Raw genomic sequence first — 17,315 nt, 5'->3', positions numbered from 1 at the left:
TTATTTTCAGCTTTTCAGTTTATAAATAAGGGAATATTTAGGGAATGGGTCGGCAAAATCAGGGTAATTGCGTTCGCCAAAAGTTAATATCGGAAACATATCCCCCATCTCTGCATGAGGATGTAAACACAGACTCAGGGGACTGGTTCGCCGATATGTTTGCAGATTTTGAGCCGCAGAACACCACAGACGGTAGCTATAGGGGAACAATGGCGAAAATAAAAGCAACGGAATTACAGTATCAAGCAGTTTTTGAACAGAAGTTAGTCGAAGCTAATACTAATTTAAAAAGGGAGAGAATAAGAGTTAGCATTAAACAAACTGGCAATTCTCTCCAGTTACGAGCTACTCTACCGTTAAAACCAGGTGATAAAAGTGTAGGTAAGCAGAAAAAACAGTATGATTTGTCTCTTGGAATCCCCGCAAATTTGGAGGGACTAAAAACTGCAATTGAGGAAAGTTACGAGTTAGGTAAATTAATTGCTCGTCATACTTTCCAGTGGAATGAGAAGTATTTAGGAATTAAGTCTAGAGAAAAGCAAGAGATAAAAACTATTGGGGAATTATTAGATACATTTGAGGAAAAATATTATCAAACCCGTCAGAAAACTATCACCAGTCAAAATACTTTTGCTAACTATATATCTGTACTTAAAAGAAACTTTCCTCTCACCCATTTAGCGACAAAAGAAAATTTTGAAGAAGTTATTAATTCATCTCAGGGCAATAAAAAAAATGAATTGATTGCCGTAACTTCCGTTTTGATTAAAACCTTTAATTTAGGATTTAAACTCGATGTCACACGGGATAATGTCACCCCTGCCCATCGAGAAATCCCTGATGATGAAAAAATAATATCTGCTTTTCACCTCTTTGAAAAATTCGCACTCAACCGCAAAAATACAAACATTAGTGATGAAATAGACACCTGGGAAATGTGGCGTTGGGTATATGGAATGTTAGCGACTTATGGGTTAAGACCAAGGGAATTATTTGTAGAACCTGATATTAACTGGTGGATGTCTGCCCAAAATATAGACCATACTTGGAAAGTGAATAAAAATACTAAAACTGGATATCGAGAAGTTATCCCCTTTGTACCGGAATGGATAGAATTATTTGATTTAAAAAATCCCAAACCATTAAAGATTTTAGAACAAAAGGTTGCAAAAATCGCATCTGTACAAAATATTAATTGGATGCGGAGAGATATATCCAGATGGTTTAGAAAAGTGGGAATTGAGTTTCAACCCTACGATTTGCGTCATGCTTGTGCAATTCGAGCGCATCTTCAGGGAATACCGATTAAAGCAGCAGCAGACAATTTAGGTCATACTGTTGATGAACATACAAAGACTTATCAAAGATGGTTTGGGATTGAAAACAGGAAAAAAGCCTTTGGTGAGGTAATTAGCCAAAAGTCGTTAATTGAGTTGCAGAAGAATGAAATATTGGCGTTAAGGATGGAGAATGAAAGGTTGAAATTGGAGGTGGAAAAGTTGAAGTTATCGGAGAATGTATAAATCAACCGAAACACAACTTTTTTCTGTCTTTTATGAATAATGTTTAAGCCGAATTGCATCTTGTACCTGTTCGGTGGTAAAAATGTCAGGAGCATTCTGTCTAATCTCCTAATTAGGACGTTATAATACTTTATCTGACTGGCTTGTTTGGCATAATAGACGGAAACTTTCCGTCTAATAAATAATAAATAGTTAAGTATCAAGACAAATTACAATATAGGAATATAAATGAAAGAATGGAAAGAAATAATTGAACATAATCTGCATAAGCAGAAAAACAGTGTTGCAAAAATCAACATTGACAAAGCGACTGTTCAATATTCCGAGAAAATAAAGCAAAACAGAGTTTTAAAATCACTAACGGGTGATGAAGAAATTGTAAGAGCATTTCTTATTGACCGTTTGGTTAACGAACTTGACTATAAGCCTGAAAACATTGAAATTGAAAAAGAATATTTAGTAAAAGGAGGACACGGCAAACTAAGCCCACGAATTGACATTATTGTAAAAGATGATAAAGGAAATCCCTTCTTTTTCATTGAAACCAAAGCACCAAACAAGTTTGAAAAAGACAAAGAAGAAATTGACGGACAACTATTTTCATTAGCCCAAGCCGAAGAAAAAAACTATAAAACAAAAGTAAAATATTTAGTTTACTACACTGCCGACCTGCAAGATGAAGGCATTTTAGATAAAGCAATAATCATTGACTTTGAGAAATACCTCAACTACGCAGATTGGGAAAATGACGGCTTTATTTCCATTGGAACGGAAATTACCGCAGGTTACGGAGAGCCAAAGAAACAGCCCTTAATCAAAGGACACGAAAAGCATGATTTAAGAACCAAAATCAATCGTGAAGAAATTGAAGGTTTGGGCAGAAACCTGCACAATGTGCTTTGGGGTGGTGGCGGAACAAACGACAGTGAAATTTTCTATTCGCTTGTAAATATCATTCTTGCCAAAATTCAAGACGAATATGAGAAGGAAGACGGACAAGAATATGATTTTCAGATTTACCAATACGGAAACTATATTGAAGGAGCAGAAAAAGTTTATGGCCGGATAAACCAACTTTACAAACGAGCATTAAAAGAACAACTCAATGTTTTAGAACAGCAAAAAATTGATGATGATAATGTCATTAACCGAAATAAGTTTCCAATAAACAAACTTATTTACACCGTTCAGTCATTAGAGAGCTTTTCGTTTTTGGAAGGTCGTAGTTCATTAGACGGTAAAGACATCCTTGGAGACTTTTTTGAAAGCATTACCAGAGACGGTTTTAAGCAAAACAAAGGGCAGTTTTTTACCCCTACCCCAATCGTAAACTTTTTGCTTTATGCTTTACAATTGGACAAGTTAGCAATTGACCGACTGAACAATGACCGAGAATTACCGCTTATTATTGATCCATCAGCAGGTAGCGGAACTTTTTTGGTAGAAGCAATGAAGCTCATTACCAAAGAAGTAAAATACAAACAAAGACATCTAATCAAAACAAGCAGACAAACCCAAGAACGCTTGGATGAACTGTTTGGACAAATAGATGAAAAAAGCAAACAAAACAGATGGGCAAGATACTATCTATACGGTACTGAAATCAACTTTGACTTAGGTACTTCCTCAAAAGTCAATATGATTTTACATGGTGATGGCTCAACCAATATTTTCGTAAAAGACGGCTTGTTACCTTTCCGCTTTTATGCAAAAGAGACTTCACCTAGCTATTTAGAAACAGCTAACACAGAACCACTTTACAACGACAAAGAAGTAAACGCAAAATTTGATGTTGTCATAAGCAACCCGCCTTTTAGCGTTGATTTGGATACACAAACCCAAAGAGAAGTAAAACACGCTTTTGTTTTCGGAGATAAAAAGAACTCTGAAAACTTATTTGTTGAAAGATACTATCAGCTTTTAAAAGAAGGTGGCAGATTGGGTGTCGTGCTTCCCGAAAGTGTGTTTGATACCACCGAGAACAAATATATTCGACTGTTTCTTTTCAAATACTTCAATATAAAAGCTATTGTAAGTCTTCCGCAGGTAACTTTTGAGCCATATACTTCAACTAAAACAAGCCTTCTGTTTGCTCAAAAGAAAACCAAAAATCAGGTAGAGCAATGGAACGAGCGTTGGGACAAATATGGGAAGGAATGGGCAAAACTTAAAACCCGCGTAGTTCGCTATTACGACTACTTTGTAAATGAAGCCAAACTAAGTAAAAAGTATGCTTGGGTCAAGGAACTCACCACCGACCTGAATGAACTATTGAAGAATGAAGACAAGGAAGCTGTTGAGGTCATAAACAAAGAAGATTTGGAACACATCAAAACCAATATAAAACGCTTTTTAAAGGACTACATAACCCTCGAAGATGAAGCATTAAATCCAAAAGAGTTGCTTACCAAATACAGTGAAGAAATAGACAGTATATCGAAGTTTGAAAAAGAAACCAATGTATTTGGCTTTTACAATGCTTGGTGGGTATTTGGCGAAGTAGCAAAAGAAATGGACTATAATATTTTTATGGCAGAAGCCGAAAATGTGGGCTACAAACGAACCAAAAGGGGTGAAAACCCAATGCCAAACGACCTTTACGATTTGGAGTATGCACCTAATACGCTCAACACAAAAGAAATCATTGATAACTACGACAAAGGCATCAATATTTTGAAAGAGCAGTTAGACGAACTTAAAAAAGAATTGGAAGCTACAAATCAGAAAATTGAAGACAAAGAAACCGAAGCACTGAGAAAGAAAGCGGAAAAACTCAATACGGATATTGAAGCACAAACTGCAAAGATTGAGCAGGTGGAATTAGAAAAATCACAGATAATTGGAATTTTCAAGAAGTATTATGGAAATGACGATTTAAAGGCTGAGTACGTACAAAGAACAGATATCGAGCTTATCAATCATTTCAAAAATGGTGTACTTTCTCGCTATAAAAGTGATGATATTGTGCTTCGCACAACCAACTTACTAACCATATTAGACAACATTAGAAAGGAAGTGATATGGGAGTAGTAAAAGCATTAGTAAAACTATCAGCACTTTCAAGTAATTCAAACCTACGCGTTTGTTTTTCTAAAGAAGCCCCTAAAACATCAAGGAAGTTGGTTAAGCTACTTGATTGCCTTTCATTGGTTGAAGCGGGAAGTAGACCGAAGGGTGGTATTGTATATATTGAAGATGAAGAAGTAGCAATAAGTCTTGGTGGTGAGCAAATTGGAAAAGATGGAAGAATTGACCTAACTAATATGCCTGTTGTTCCATTATATTATTACAATTCAACTAATAAAGGTAAAGTCAGGCAAAAGGATATTCTTGTTTGTAAAGATGGAGCATTAACGGGTAAATGTTGTTTAGTCAATCAGACATTTCCCATTAATGAAGTTATGGTGAACGAACACGTATATATTTTTCGTAGCAATGAAACATATTTACATGATTTTCTCTTTTACTTGTTTAGGGATGAGTTCACACAGTTCCAAATCAAAGATTTAGCCTATCGTAAAAAGGGGCAGCCGGGTTTAAATACAGACCATTTATCACTTATAAGGTTGCCATACTTTTATTTGTCAGAACAAAAACAAATTTTAAATATAATTAACAGAATTGAGAAAGAAATTAACGTTATCGAAAACTCAAAACTACAACCGTTAAACATCATCAATCAAGTTTTTGGAGACTACTTTAAAATTGACCTTGATGAAGTATATAAATTAGAAAAAGCTAAAATTTTACCTGCTTCATTCAGCCAGGTTGCTTTATATAATCCAGCATTAAGAAGTGGGCTAAGATGGAACAAAATGCAATATATTCAATCAATTCTTTATTCTGATATTGATTGTATTCAAACGCTCGGTCGTTTTATTAAATCTACAAAAAATGGATGGAGTCCATTATCGGTTGAAGGCGGTGAGGGTATTCCAGTTTTAGGTCAGGAAAATTATAGTTTTGATGGAATACTTAAAATAGAGCCATCCAAATTTACAGAAGAAAATCGAAATAATATTGAAGAATTCTATATTGAAAAAGGAGATTTTTTTGTCAGCAGAGGTAATACGGTGGACTTAGTTGGTCTTGCATCAATTGTAAATGATGAAATAGAAGAAAATATAATATTCCCAGACTTATACATAAGGGTTGAATTAGACGAAACTTTTATTGACAAGCAATATTTGAGTTATATTTTTAATTCTTTCATAGGTAGATTGTATTTTAAGTATGTTGCAAAAGGAAAGAATCAAACAATGGTAAAAGTATCATCAACTGAACTTTTAAATTTTAGACTACCAATTCCAGAATTTGAAGAACAGATCGAGATAGTTGAAGCCATAAAAACCCAACTTGACTCGCAAAAAGAAATAGACCGACAGATTGAAGAAAAGCAACAGACAATAAATAAAATAATAGAAGATGCAATAAGGCACGAGCAAATAGATGCTTAACCAGATGCTTGCGCTCTATTGCTGCCAGTGAGCTTGGTCGTTAAACATCTTTGAGAAATGCGATGGGAAAAGCCCGGTCTTCGGCGATCGCTCAATTTCCAAATAAATACTTCTATACCCAAGTAAATCAGTAACTATTTAAACTTATATATTCAAATTTGCGTATTTATATTGAGAAAAAACCGTGTTTATATTTCGATACCAAGAAAACAATTATACTTGACTACTTGCCTTTAACTTCCTTAACTGCGATAAGCGTTCGCGTAGCGTCTCGCAGAGAAGCTTTACGCCAAAGGCGTATCGCCTAGCTACTTCCTATCAAAACACTCACGCCCGAATCACAGTAATCGCACGTTGATTTTCAGTCACCACAACCTGAGTTGATAAACGTTCTTCCATTGGTAGGGCATTTTTCCGCCTATCAAACACAAATAACCAACCAAAATCTAACCCCAAACGGGCTAAATAGGATTCTAACTGCTCAATCCCCTCATTTTGCGGGTCACGCTTTTTCTCTCGCCACACCTTTAACTCAATCCCTAACGTCACATCCTTGTAACGCAGACATAAATCCATTCTGTCGCTACCAATTGCATATTCCCTTTCCAGAGTTCCACCACCATTAATAACACGATGCAAAAAAGCCATTAATACAATATGGGGGGCAATTTCATGATAGCCAGTGCTACCTAATAACGGTTCTCCATGTTGTCGCCAAAACTTGAGAAATGCAGCCAGTAACGCATCTATATTTAACTCTCCTTCTGGGGTTAACCAAGTCGGTGCAATCACTGGTAGAGAAGCCATTGGTGTCACCGTTAATACTCTGGGTAAAACTTCCCGATAAATGGGATTAGCAATAGTTAACCCACCTTGGGGGTGCATTTTACACAAACCCAAATCAATCACAAATTGAATATCATCATTGGGTATATCCCCTAATTCTAAACCTGCTAACATCGGCTCGATAATTGCTTTTATCCTTGGTTCTCGTAAGCGTTCAGCTAAACTATCCAAATGAGTATCTTGACGAGCAATTAATATTTCCTTCGCCTGTAAAATATGTTCTTTAGTAATAGCAATACTTCTATGTTTAACCATTTTTTCTACAACTTCTTTAGCCAAAGCATTCACTAACCAAGGTTGTCCTTGAGTTAAATCAAAAGCTGTTGCTGTGGCTTCTAGTGTGAAAATTTGTCCTGTTTCTGCTGTATGTTGTTGATATAGTTCTGCAACTTCCTCAGCATGAAAATTTCTCAGGGTAATAGAACTGACTTTAATATTAAAAGGGCTGGATGTATTTAATCTGTCACTACCACCCGATGCAACTTTATAATCTCGTACATCCCGTAAACCAATTAATCCCACAGATGAGGGGAAATTTTCTGGACGATTAGGAAAACCATCTCTTAACTGTCGTAAAACTGAAATTAGTGTTTGGTCTTGCAAAGAATCAATTTCATCAATAAATACTACCAAAGGTCGGGGTGAAGCTTTTGCCCAAGCTTGCAAAAAAGCCCTAATTCTGTTTCCTGGTTCTTCCTGTTGCCATTGTTTCACAGGTGGTTGTAATTCATTGGGCAAGCGGATATCTATCGTATTATACCAAGTTCCCAAAATCGCTAATTCTGCGGCACTGGGGTCATGATTAAATGCACTTCCCACCTCCACCGATACCATTACTGCTGCATAACGTCCTGTTGCTGTTAATTGTTTAGCTAGGGCTAACATTGCTGTTGTTTTCCCCGTTTGTCGCGGTGCATGAAGGACAAAATAACTTTCTTGTTCAATCAGCATTGATAAGTCAGGGAGACGACTTGTAGCTGGGATGGTATAGTGTTTTTCAGGTTTACAAGGCCCTGCAATATTGAACCAGCGAGACATAGGATTTTGGCAGTTGGCGGACACTTTGAGTTTAGACGATTTTGGGATTGGGGCGAGGCAATGTAGGGAAAAATTAGGTAACGTCTGAGAAAACCAAATGACTTTTAGTAGATAAAAATAAATGAACTTATGATATTGCTGGGGTGGGTTTATTGCCTCATTTAAGGAAAAGCCAGGGAATAATCTCACCTATTCTAAAAAATCCTGATTATATAAGCAATTCCCTAATTTATTGCCATATAACTGCTGTGAGGCCATTGTCCACCAAACAGGGCGTAAATTTCTACAGGTTTGCTAGAAATCGTTACACCCAGTTCATAAGATTTGCCTGTGAAAGCAGCAAAGCGGTTGACAGCTTCATCGTAAAAGCGGCTACGGCGATACTTTTTATTGGTTAAGTCAATGGCGAATAATCCATAAAAGTAACGGGGGATGCTTTGGATAGTTTCGACAATTTGACCGAGGTTTCTAGCTAAGATGGCGTTGCGAGGAACTTCTGTCCCCCAGGCTGTGTCTAATGCCCAGGATGCAGATGTTAAATGTGAAGCACCGCAGATACCGCAGATACGAGGCGTAACAATTAACCCAGCTTGGGGGTCTTTACCTCGGAGAATAATTTCAAATCCGCGAAATAGTTCGGCGTGTGTCCAGGCGTTAACGACTTGTCCGTTGTCGATTTCCACCCGCACATCTAAATCCCCCTCGACTCTACCGACGGGTGAGATATCTAATGTTTGTATTCCCATTCTCCTCTCCTAATTGGTGATCGGGGATTGGGGATTAGGGATTGGGAAGTGGGAAAACTCTTACCCAGTCCCCAGTCCCTTCCAGTCCCCAGTACCTAAACAGTAAAAAAGTCTTCTTCTGCCCATTCGGGGGCTGTATTTTTGGCGACCATTGTCAGTAAGGCGTAGTCTTTGGTTTTGACTCCTGGTGGTAATTCTTTGGGAACGCCCATGATGGTTTGTGTTTTAAAGACGGTTCCGGGTTTGAGGTCAAAGAAGGGAAATTCTGGTTCTGTACAACCTAAACAGGGCATTCCGGCGCGGGTTTTGGATGAGACACGATTCCAGAGGACGCGGTTACAAGAGGAATGGGTCATGGGGCCGCGACAACCTAAGTCATAGAATAAGCAGCCTTTACGTTGACCAAATTCGGCGGTTGAGGCTTTGTAAGCAAAGTGGACGTTACGAGTACAGCCGGTTTGGGTGTAGGTGTTGAAGAAGGTTTGAGGACGATGCAGTTCATCGAGGGCGATGTCGTTGATGCGTCCGGTGGCGATCGCCACTAATATCTGCGTAATCCAATCGGGGTGTGCTGGACATCCGGGTATATTAATCACTGGTAAGCCTGATTTCGCCCGGAAATCTTTACCTAAAAAGCCGCCTTTTTGCCGCTTGAGAAATTGCAAACCTTGGGATTCGCTGGGGTTGGGTGACATGGCGGGGATTCCTCCCCAGGTAGCGCAGTCGCCTACAGCCACGACAAATTTAGCAACTTTCGATAAGTCAGCTAACCAATCTTTCATCGGGCGATCGGCGAACCGATTCCATTCACCAGTACCATTGGGGGCATTAACTACAGTACCTTCAAATACTAAAATGTCTAGAGGTACTTTACCCAGAATACATTCCCATAATAGGGTTTGTAAGTTGTTGCCTAGTTCCAATCCCAAGGAAGGATGCCAAATTACCTTGATACCAAAGTCAGCAATTAAATCGCAGACTGTCGGTTCTTCGGCATTGAGAAAAGACATGGTGTTGCCCGAACAAGCACCACCTTGCAGCCAGAGTACATTAGTCATTGGCTATTAATTTGTCTATTGTTTACCATTTATGACGCAGGTGTTGACGCTTGTAGAGTTTCACCTGGTGATGAGTATTTAGATTTAATCTTTAAAATAAAGCATTTTTTTATAAATTTTAAATTTGTTAAATAAAAATTAATATTTAACTAAAAATTAAATCTAAATAATATTTCCTGCAAAGCGTAATTTATGAAACAGATTTTTCTTGATAGGTATTTGTAGGGTGTGTTAGCGACAGCGTAACGCACCTAAATATTGATTTATAAGTATAAATACGCTTGTTTTATTCATCAGAAAAATTGTTATATTATGATACGAAACTCGCTACTATGAGTATTTAAAGCAAATAAACAGATTAGCAATTACCCTCTAGAATTTTATAATTAAATTGTTTTATATTAAGAAAAATGATGCGTGAGATTCTGGGGTAATCGCACTGCATAAACTTGCTGTCTGTGCAAATAAGTATACTTGCTGAAGCTGCTAGAGACTAGCGAGTAGAGAATAGTTTTGGCAATTACGAATTATCTACAGGGAGAATTAAAGGAGATGACGGAATTTTTCAATGATACCAATCTGAGAGAATTTATCTCATATATGGTGACAGGTGACTTAACTCTAATCACAGGATTATTGTGGTTAGTGATAGCCACAATTATCTCAATGATTGGTGGTGCTATTGGTGGAATGATGCTTGCTGGGAAAGAGATGGGTTATTATTTTTCTGCCACACTAGGAGCATTATTCGCCCCGGCTGGAGCAATTCCCGCTATAATTTTCGGGTTTGCTTTTTTAACAATATTTCAGTAATTATTAGGAGGTAATATGATTGAATTGGGTTGGTTTTCTCTCAAGCTATTTTTGCAAGGTAAACTATTACGCGACCCCATTTATTTTGTTCGTCAAACTGCAATTGGTGTTAGTGTAGGTTTGCTAGTGCTAATATTACTAGCTCAATTACAAATTCCGTTCTGTTTACCAATCACTTTGGCTAGTCTCATCACAGGTTTAGTTATGCCCTTTCTCTTCAGAGACTTCAAAACAAAGTAAGTTGGTTCTGTTATCAGTTGTATCTCCACTAATAACTAATGACTAATGACTAATAACTAATGACCAACCTGGAAGAATACATCCGAGAAATTGACCGCTTTGAAGCCATTGTATCTGAGTGGGATGAAAGTCAAAGGTGTGTAGTTGTTGGTTTGAAAACAGCAATTGAAACTCTGCACAAAGCAGCACTGACAAATTTAATTAAAAGCCTCAAGCAAGAATCAATGTCAGCGTTGCGTAAAGCTGTAGAAGATGAAGTTGTGTATGCAGTTTTGCTATATCACGACTTAGTTAAACCACCACAACCGCCGATTTTAGAACGCATTCAAGCAGCCCTTGAGGAAGTGCGCCCAAGTTTACAAAGCCATCAAGGGGATATAGAGTTAGTGGCGTTTAAACCACCAGATACAGTAGAAGTCAAATTAGTGGGAACTTGCAGTAATTGTCCGGCTTCTACTTTAACTTTATCTCAGGGTGTAGAACAGGCAATTAAAAACCATTGTCCTGAAATTAACAAGGTAGTTGCGGTTAATGATAGTGCTGCTAATTCTCACAGTTCATTGTTACCTCAGAAATCAGTAGCTTGGGTGAGGGTAGCAACTATTGATCAAGTTCCTGAGTCTGGGATTTTAACAGTGAATTTTGCCGGAAATTCATTGATTTTATCCCGTAAAGGTACGAATATAGTTTGTTATCGTAATGCTTGTTCTCACTTAGCTTCTCCTCTAGATTCAGGTAAGGTTGAAAATGGTATTCTTACCTGTGCTGAACACGGATTTCAATATCGATTAGAGACGGGTGAATGTTTAACTGCGCCTGATATGTCTCTTGTTTCATATCCGTTACAAGTTAGGGAAGATAAGGTTTTTGTGCAACTAGGTTGAGAATAGGTTTTAGGGGACTGACAAAGCTAAAATAGTGCATTAGATGTAGGTTGGGTTAAGTTATATCTAGCATCATTCTCAATCAGCGTAAGGCGATGCACAGCTAACAACCTAAAACTAAGGGTTTGAGCAGCAGACAAGCAATGCCCACCCTACAAAAATTATCATCAAGGAACAGGTGCAAGATGTGTGTTAAGCGCAGTGTAACCCAACTAATATATTGGTGTTGGGTTTCCTGAAGTCAACCCAACCTACAATTTTTTACTGTTGTTAAATGGTGCGTTACTTTATCTAATTTAGATTTTATTTATTTTGGTTAAACTCGCCTCATTTTATTGAGAAATAAAAGGTTAAACTACTGGAAATTGCTAGTTTAAATAGTCAAAATCTTTTCAAGTATACCCAACTTTCATCTTCAACCTTAGATGACTCCCAGCATTACAGATTCAACCGTCAAAGCCGCACTTGCTGCCATTACATCGGAATCAGCAACAACTGAAGAAAAAATTCAAATGTTGATTGAATTGGCGCAAGGTTTACAGAAAAAACCTAAGACTACCCAGGATTTATGGAATGCTGTTGAGTTATATCAACAAGCCTATAAACTCTGTGATTCTGATTATCCTCTGTGGAAAGCTCGTTCTCAAGTGGGGATGGCAGGGGCTTTAATGTCTATTCCTGATGCTGGGGTAGAATTATTGTTACAAGCCAAGGCTAATTATCAGGAAGCTTTGCCAATTTTACGGCAGTTAGCCGGGTCTGTGGAAGAGGCAGAAGCACAGATGAATTTGGGGTTGCTGTTGCAATCTTTAGTGCCTTTTAATTTAGCCAAGATGACGGATAGCATTGCGGCTTATCATCAGGCTATGCGGGTATTTACTAGCCAAGATTATCCTCAAGAATACGCGATTTTGGCTAATAATGTTGCGATCGCCTACCTGTCTATGGTTGGGGATGCGTCACAGTCAAACCTGTATGAAGGCTTGGCTGTACAGACTTTTGAGGCGGCACTTCAGCATATTAACATCATTGACCACCCTAGGGAATATGCGATGTTGCAAAACAACTTGGGTAATGCTTTGCAATATTTACAGAGTTCCCATCCTGTGGAGAATAATTTGCGAGCGATCGCCGCTTATGATCAGGCTTTAAAAGTACGTAGTCCTCAAGATACTCCTTTAGAATATGCTAACACAATTGCCAATAAAGCTAACGCCTTATTTAATTTACCTGATGACTTAGAAAAACCAGAATTAGGTAATCTCAAAAATCTTTTACAAGCTCGTAATTATTATCATGAAGCTTGGGAGATATTTAGTCAACATCAACAACAAGCACAAGCCGCAGCAGTTGCTCAAGCTTTGCAGGATGTGGTAGGAGAAATTAGTAAAAGTTCACGCAGAGGCGCAGAGGCGCAGAGAGAATGACTAATAAGTTTTTCTCTGAAGGTGCAGAGGTGATTTTAGGAGATGTGATTCAGCCGGATTTATTAGCAGTTCCTTTAGCACCTTCTCCTATTACTATGTTTGCTCCTCGTGCTGCTTGTTTGGTGTCGGAAACTGGGGCTTTATGGGTATCAGATACGGGACATCATCGGTTATTAGGTTGGCGCAATTTACCTACTAGAGATAGTCAACCGGCTGACTGGGTAATTGGACAACCTGATTTTTTTCATGAGGGACAAAATGCTAAAGGTACACCGGGAAGAAATACTTTCAGTGTACCGACTGGGATTTGTGTATGTGGGGAAGGTTTAGCTGTTGCAGATGCTTGGAATCATCGGGTTTTAATTTGGCATCAGTTACCAGAAGATAGCCATGTGCCAGCAGATTTAGTTTTAGGACAAGCTAATTTTACTGATAATCAACCTAACCGGGGAAGTCAACAACCTGCGGCTAATACTATGCACTGGCCTTATGGTATTTTCTATTATCAAGGTCAGTTATTTGTAGCGGATACAGGTAATAGAAGGTTATTAATTTGGCGGCAATTACCAACAGCAAATGGTCAACCTGCTGATATAGTTTTGGGACAGCCAGACATGATTTCTCGTAATGAAAACGGTGGCGGTTCTCCGACGGCGGCTAGTATGCGTTGGTGTCATGATATTACTGTCTGGAATGATAATTTAGTTGTCACTGATGCGGGTAATAATCGGGTGATGATTTGGCAGGGGATACCAACAGAAAATAATGCCCCTTGTGCGGTGGTTTTAGGACAAAAAAATTTTGAATTTGTGGAAATGAATCAGGGTGTTTATTTCCCTAGTGCGAGTAGTTTGAGTATGCCTTATGGGGTAGCTGTGGCTGGAGAATGGTTGTTAGTTGCGGATACTGCTAACTCTCGATTGTTAGGATGGAAGAAACCAGAGTCAATATTATCATTGCAGGGTGCAGTGGCAGATGGCATCATTGGACAAGACAACTTTCAAAGTAAAAGCGAAAATCGTAACTTCGGGCTACCCAGACGCAATACCTTAAATTGGTGTTACGGAATTAACGTTTCTGGCAAAACGGCGGTAATCTCTGATTCTGGTAATAATCGCATTTTGCTATGGAAGGTAGAAGGTAGAGATTAGGGTGTAACTTATGCCATTTGAAACTCGATAAAAGAAATTTCGTAGTAAGGGCTTTAGCCCTTTCAACCCTTTCCATAGAGCGATTTATCGCTCTCTACGAACAAAAAGCTATTTTACATTTAATTATGCCTATTTAATTACAAATGAGTTTATGGTAACGGAAGAAATTAGAGTTCGCGGTACTGTGCAGGGGGTGGGATTTCGTCCTACTGTCTATCGTTTGGCTAAAGCCTGTGGTTTGCGGGGGGATGTGTGTAATGACGGGGAAGGTGTGTTAATTCGGGTATGTGGTAGTGCCGCAGCTTTAACAGAATTTGTCAGCAAATTACAACAAGAATGTCCGCCATTGGCAAAAATCACGGAACTGGTGAGAACTCCATATCAAGGAGAGTTGCATTTTGATGATTTTGTGATTTCTGGTAGTGTTAGCGGTGTATCTAAAACCGAAATTGCGCCAGATGCGGCTACCTGTCCCCAATGTCAGCAAGAAATTTTTGACCCCTTTAGCCGCTTTTACCGTTATCCTTTTACTAACTGTACTCATTGCGGCCCTCGTTTAAGTATTATTCGCGCTATTCCTTACGACAGATGCAATACCAGTATGTCTGCGTTTGTGATGTGTCCCGAATGTGAAAAGTCATACCACGATGTGGAAAATCGTCGCTTTCACGCCCAACCTGTAGCTTGTCATGTATGTGGCCCCCAAGCTTGGTTAGAAAGGGCTGATAGTCAACCTGTGACGGCTTCCATGTTTTCGATGTTGGATGATGTGGATGCGGTTTGCACTTTGTTACAAAAGGGTGAAATTGTTGCCATTAAAGGTATTGGTGGTATTCATCTCGCTTGTGATGCGACACAAGAGGCGACTGTACAAAAATTGCGTCAGCGTAAAAAACGCTATGATAAACCTTTCGCTTTAATGGCGAGGGATATTGCAGTTATTGAAGAATATTGTTTAGTTAATGATAGAGAAAAAGAATTATTAACCAGTCCAGCCGCGCCTATTGTGTTGTTGCAAAAGAAGGGACTGGGGACAAATCAATTCAAAATTCAAAAGTCAAAATTCAAAATTAAAGAAATTTTAGAAACTGGCGACAAGAGAGACAAGGGAGACTTTTTCGGCAATGCCCAATGCCCAATGCCCCATTCTATTGCGCCTTCGGTAGCACCGGGACAAAATACTCTTGGTTTTATGTTACCTTATACGCCGTTACATCATCTAATTTTGCGGCGGATGAATCGCCCGATTGTGTTAACCAGTGGGAATATTTCTGATGAACCGCAATGTATAGATAATGATACAGCTAAAGAAAAGTTAGGTCAAATTGCTGATTATTTTCTCTTACATAATCGGGAGATTGTCAACAGGGTAGATGATTCCGTGGTGCGAGTTGTGGACAATAAATTACAAACAATTCGCCGGGCTAGAGGTTATGCACCAGCACCGCTAAAATTACCACCGGGATTTAATAAGGTGCCGCAAATTTTAGCAATGGGTAGTGAGTTAAAAAATACCTTTTGTTTATTGCGAGATGGGGAAGCTATTCTTTCGCAACATTTGGGAGATTTAGAAAACGCGGCGGCGTTTAGTGCTTATCAAGATACCCTGAGTTTATATTTAAATTTATTTGCTCATCAACCACAAGCGATCGCAGTTGATTTACATCCTGAATATCTCTCTACCAAACTCGGTAAACAACTCGCCACCGCTAACCAACTCCCACTCTATCCTATTCAACATCATCACGCCCATATTGCCGCTTGCATGGCAGAAAATCACATTCCTTTAGATACAACCCCAGTCTTAGGTATCGCCTTTGATGGTTTGGGTTATGGTGCAGATGGTACACTCTGGGGAGGAGAATTTTTCTTAGCAGACTACCACCAATTTAAACGCATTGCCACATTTAAACCAGTAGCAATGATTGGCGGTGAACAAGCAATTTATCAACCTTGGCGTAATACCTACGCCCATTTACTCGCTGCTAATCTTTGGGATGATTGCCAACAAGAATATAGTGATTTAGAATTATTACAATTTTTGAATCAGCAACCCATAAAACTGCTGAATCAGCTTGTTGAAAAAGGCATTAACGCCCCCTTAGCTTCCTCAGTCGGAAGGCTGTTTGACGCTGTAGCTGCGGCTATCGGCATTTGTCGAGAACAATGTAGCTATGAAGGACAAGCTGCGATCGCAATGGAAGCTACAGTTGATATCTCTCAATTAAAGAATCATAAAGAAATAGGAATATATCCCTTTAATTTGCGCTTTTCAGATAGTATTTATTGTATAGACCCGCGCCCAATGTGGCAACACTTACTGAATGATATAAAGCAGAAAACACCTCAGCCAGTGATAGCCGCCAAATTTCACAAAAGTTTAGCTAACATCATTGTAGAGACAGTTAACCATCTGCGTCAAGAAAACTTAATTCATCAAGTCATACTCACAGGAGGAGTATTTCAAAATTGTATTTTGTTAAACTTAGTAACCCAGCAGTTACAAAAGTTAAACATTAACGTATTAACACACAGCCAAGTCCCCACAAACGACGGCGGACTATCCCTAGGACAAGCCCTAATTACAGCCGCCAACCTCATCAAAAATAAATAATATCATATATTTCTAAATACCCCACGAAAAACCCTCCCAAACTCTCTGCGTCTCTGCGCCTCTGCGTGAAAAAAACTCTTCATCCCACTCATCAAGGAAAATAAAAATGTGTTTAGGAATTCCCGGACAAATCATCGAAATCACCGACACAAACAACAAACTAGCCATTGTCAACGTTGGTGGAGTAAAAAGACAAGTTAACATTTCCTGCATCGTAGATGAACAACATCCCCCAGAATCATGTGTGGGAAATTGGGTATTAGTTCATGTCGGCTTTGCCATGAATAGAATTAACGAACAAGAAGCAGCCGAAACCTTACAACTATTAGCAGAAATCGCCGCCGTACAAGCAGAATAAACAATTCAAAATTCAAAATTCACGCATAGCCTACGGCATCGCGTAGCGTCCCGTAGGGAAGGCTTACGCCTACAAAATTCAAAATGGAGATTGTTGACTGTTGACGGTTGACTGAGAAAGAATTTCTACCTTGTCTACCTCATCCTCCCAGTCCCCAGTC

12 protein-coding genes and 1 pseudogene are annotated in these 17,315 nt (G+C 38.8%); 10 read left to right on the top strand and 3 right to left on the bottom strand.

The genetic code is table 11. The features are described from left to right. The first annotated feature begins 44 nt into the window (after positions 1-44). The 3 genes from A3775_RS14260 to A3775_RS14250 all read left to right on the top strand — a co-directional run bounded on the left by A3775_RS14260 (position 45) and on the right by A3775_RS14250 (position 5,980). The gene (locus A3775_RS14260; RefSeq protein ID WP_066425503.1) at positions 45-1,523 is read left to right on the top strand and encodes a site-specific integrase; all 1,479 of its coding nucleotides are present in this window, start codon (positions 45-47) and stop codon (positions 1,521-1,523) included. A 228-nt stretch (positions 1,524-1,751) separates the two neighbouring features. After that, on the top strand, positions 1,752-4,553 hold the full coding sequence (locus A3775_RS14255) for an N-6 DNA methylase (RefSeq protein ID WP_066425501.1): 2,802 nt from the start codon (positions 1,752-1,754) through the stop codon (positions 4,551-4,553). Further along, entirely contained in the window at positions 4,544-5,980 is a 1,437-nt protein-coding gene (locus tag A3775_RS14250) for a restriction endonuclease subunit S (RefSeq protein ID WP_066425499.1), read from the top strand. Before A3775_RS14255 ends, A3775_RS14250 begins: the two co-directional genes overlap by 10 nt. A 327-nt stretch (positions 5,981-6,307) precedes the next feature. Here the strand turns inward: A3775_RS14250 and A3775_RS14245 are convergent, their stop codons facing one another. The 3 genes and pseudogenes from A3775_RS14245 to A3775_RS14235 form a co-directional block, all read right to left on the bottom strand. Then, positions 6,308-7,864, bottom strand: a complete 1,557-nt coding sequence (locus A3775_RS14245) for an ATP-binding protein (protein ID WP_066425497.1) — start codon at positions 7,862-7,864, stop codon at positions 6,308-6,310. Between the two features lie 236 nt (positions 7,865-8,100). Then, positions 8,101-8,610: pseudogene (locus tag A3775_RS14240) on the bottom strand (nickel-dependent hydrogenase large subunit); the annotation flags it as partial. A 95-nt stretch (positions 8,611-8,705) separates the two neighbouring features. Next, positions 8,706-9,668, bottom strand: a complete 963-nt coding sequence (locus tag A3775_RS14235; protein ID WP_066380256.1) for a hydrogenase small subunit — start codon at positions 9,666-9,668, stop codon at positions 8,706-8,708. Positions 9,669-10,181: 513 nt separating this feature from the next. On the opposite strand from A3775_RS14235, the gene A3775_RS14230 reads away from it, so the two are divergent. From A3775_RS14230 to A3775_RS14200, 7 genes are all read left to right on the top strand, one after another. Continuing rightward, positions 10,182-10,481 (top strand): hypothetical protein, encoded by a 300-nt coding sequence (locus A3775_RS14230; RefSeq protein ID WP_369815990.1) that lies wholly within the window; start codon positions 10,182-10,184, stop codon positions 10,479-10,481. 15 nt (positions 10,482-10,496) lie between these two features. After that, entirely contained in the window at positions 10,497-10,721 is a 225-nt protein-coding gene (locus tag A3775_RS14225) for a hypothetical protein (RefSeq protein ID WP_066380260.1), read from the top strand. 59 nt (positions 10,722-10,780) lie between these two features. Then, positions 10,781-11,605 carry a NifU family protein gene (locus A3775_RS14220; protein ID WP_066380264.1) on the top strand — a complete coding sequence of 275 codons (825 nt, stop codon included), beginning with the start codon at positions 10,781-10,783 and terminating at the stop codon, positions 11,603-11,605. Positions 11,606-12,030: 425 nt separating this feature from the next. Continuing rightward, positions 12,031-13,032 carry a hypothetical protein gene (locus A3775_RS14215; RefSeq protein ID WP_066425493.1) on the top strand — a complete coding sequence of 334 codons (1,002 nt, stop codon included), beginning with the start codon at positions 12,031-12,033 and terminating at the stop codon, positions 13,030-13,032. Then, positions 13,029-14,183 (top strand): hypothetical protein, encoded by a 1,155-nt coding sequence (locus A3775_RS14210; RefSeq protein WP_066425491.1) that lies wholly within the window; start codon positions 13,029-13,031, stop codon positions 14,181-14,183. Before A3775_RS14215 ends, A3775_RS14210 begins: the two co-directional genes overlap by 4 nt. 151 nt (positions 14,184-14,334) lie before the next feature. Then, positions 14,335-16,797, top strand: a complete 2,463-nt coding sequence (gene hypF / locus A3775_RS14205) for a carbamoyltransferase HypF (protein WP_066425490.1) — start codon at positions 14,335-14,337, stop codon at positions 16,795-16,797. A 106-nt stretch (positions 16,798-16,903) separates the two neighbouring features. Next, a complete protein-coding gene (locus A3775_RS14200; RefSeq protein WP_066380272.1) occupies positions 16,904-17,155 on the top strand; it encodes a HypC/HybG/HupF family hydrogenase formation chaperone in 252 nt (83 codons plus the stop codon). Positions 17,156-17,315: the final 160 nt, after the last annotated feature.

The organism is Anabaena sp. 4-3 (genome assembly GCF_001597745.1).
In the GTDB taxonomy this organism is placed as follows: domain Bacteria; phylum Cyanobacteriota; class Cyanobacteriia; order Cyanobacteriales; family Nostocaceae; genus Trichormus.
The sequence above is the reverse complement of the archived record's forward strand: the minus strand, read 5'-3'. Positions and strand labels throughout refer to the sequence as shown.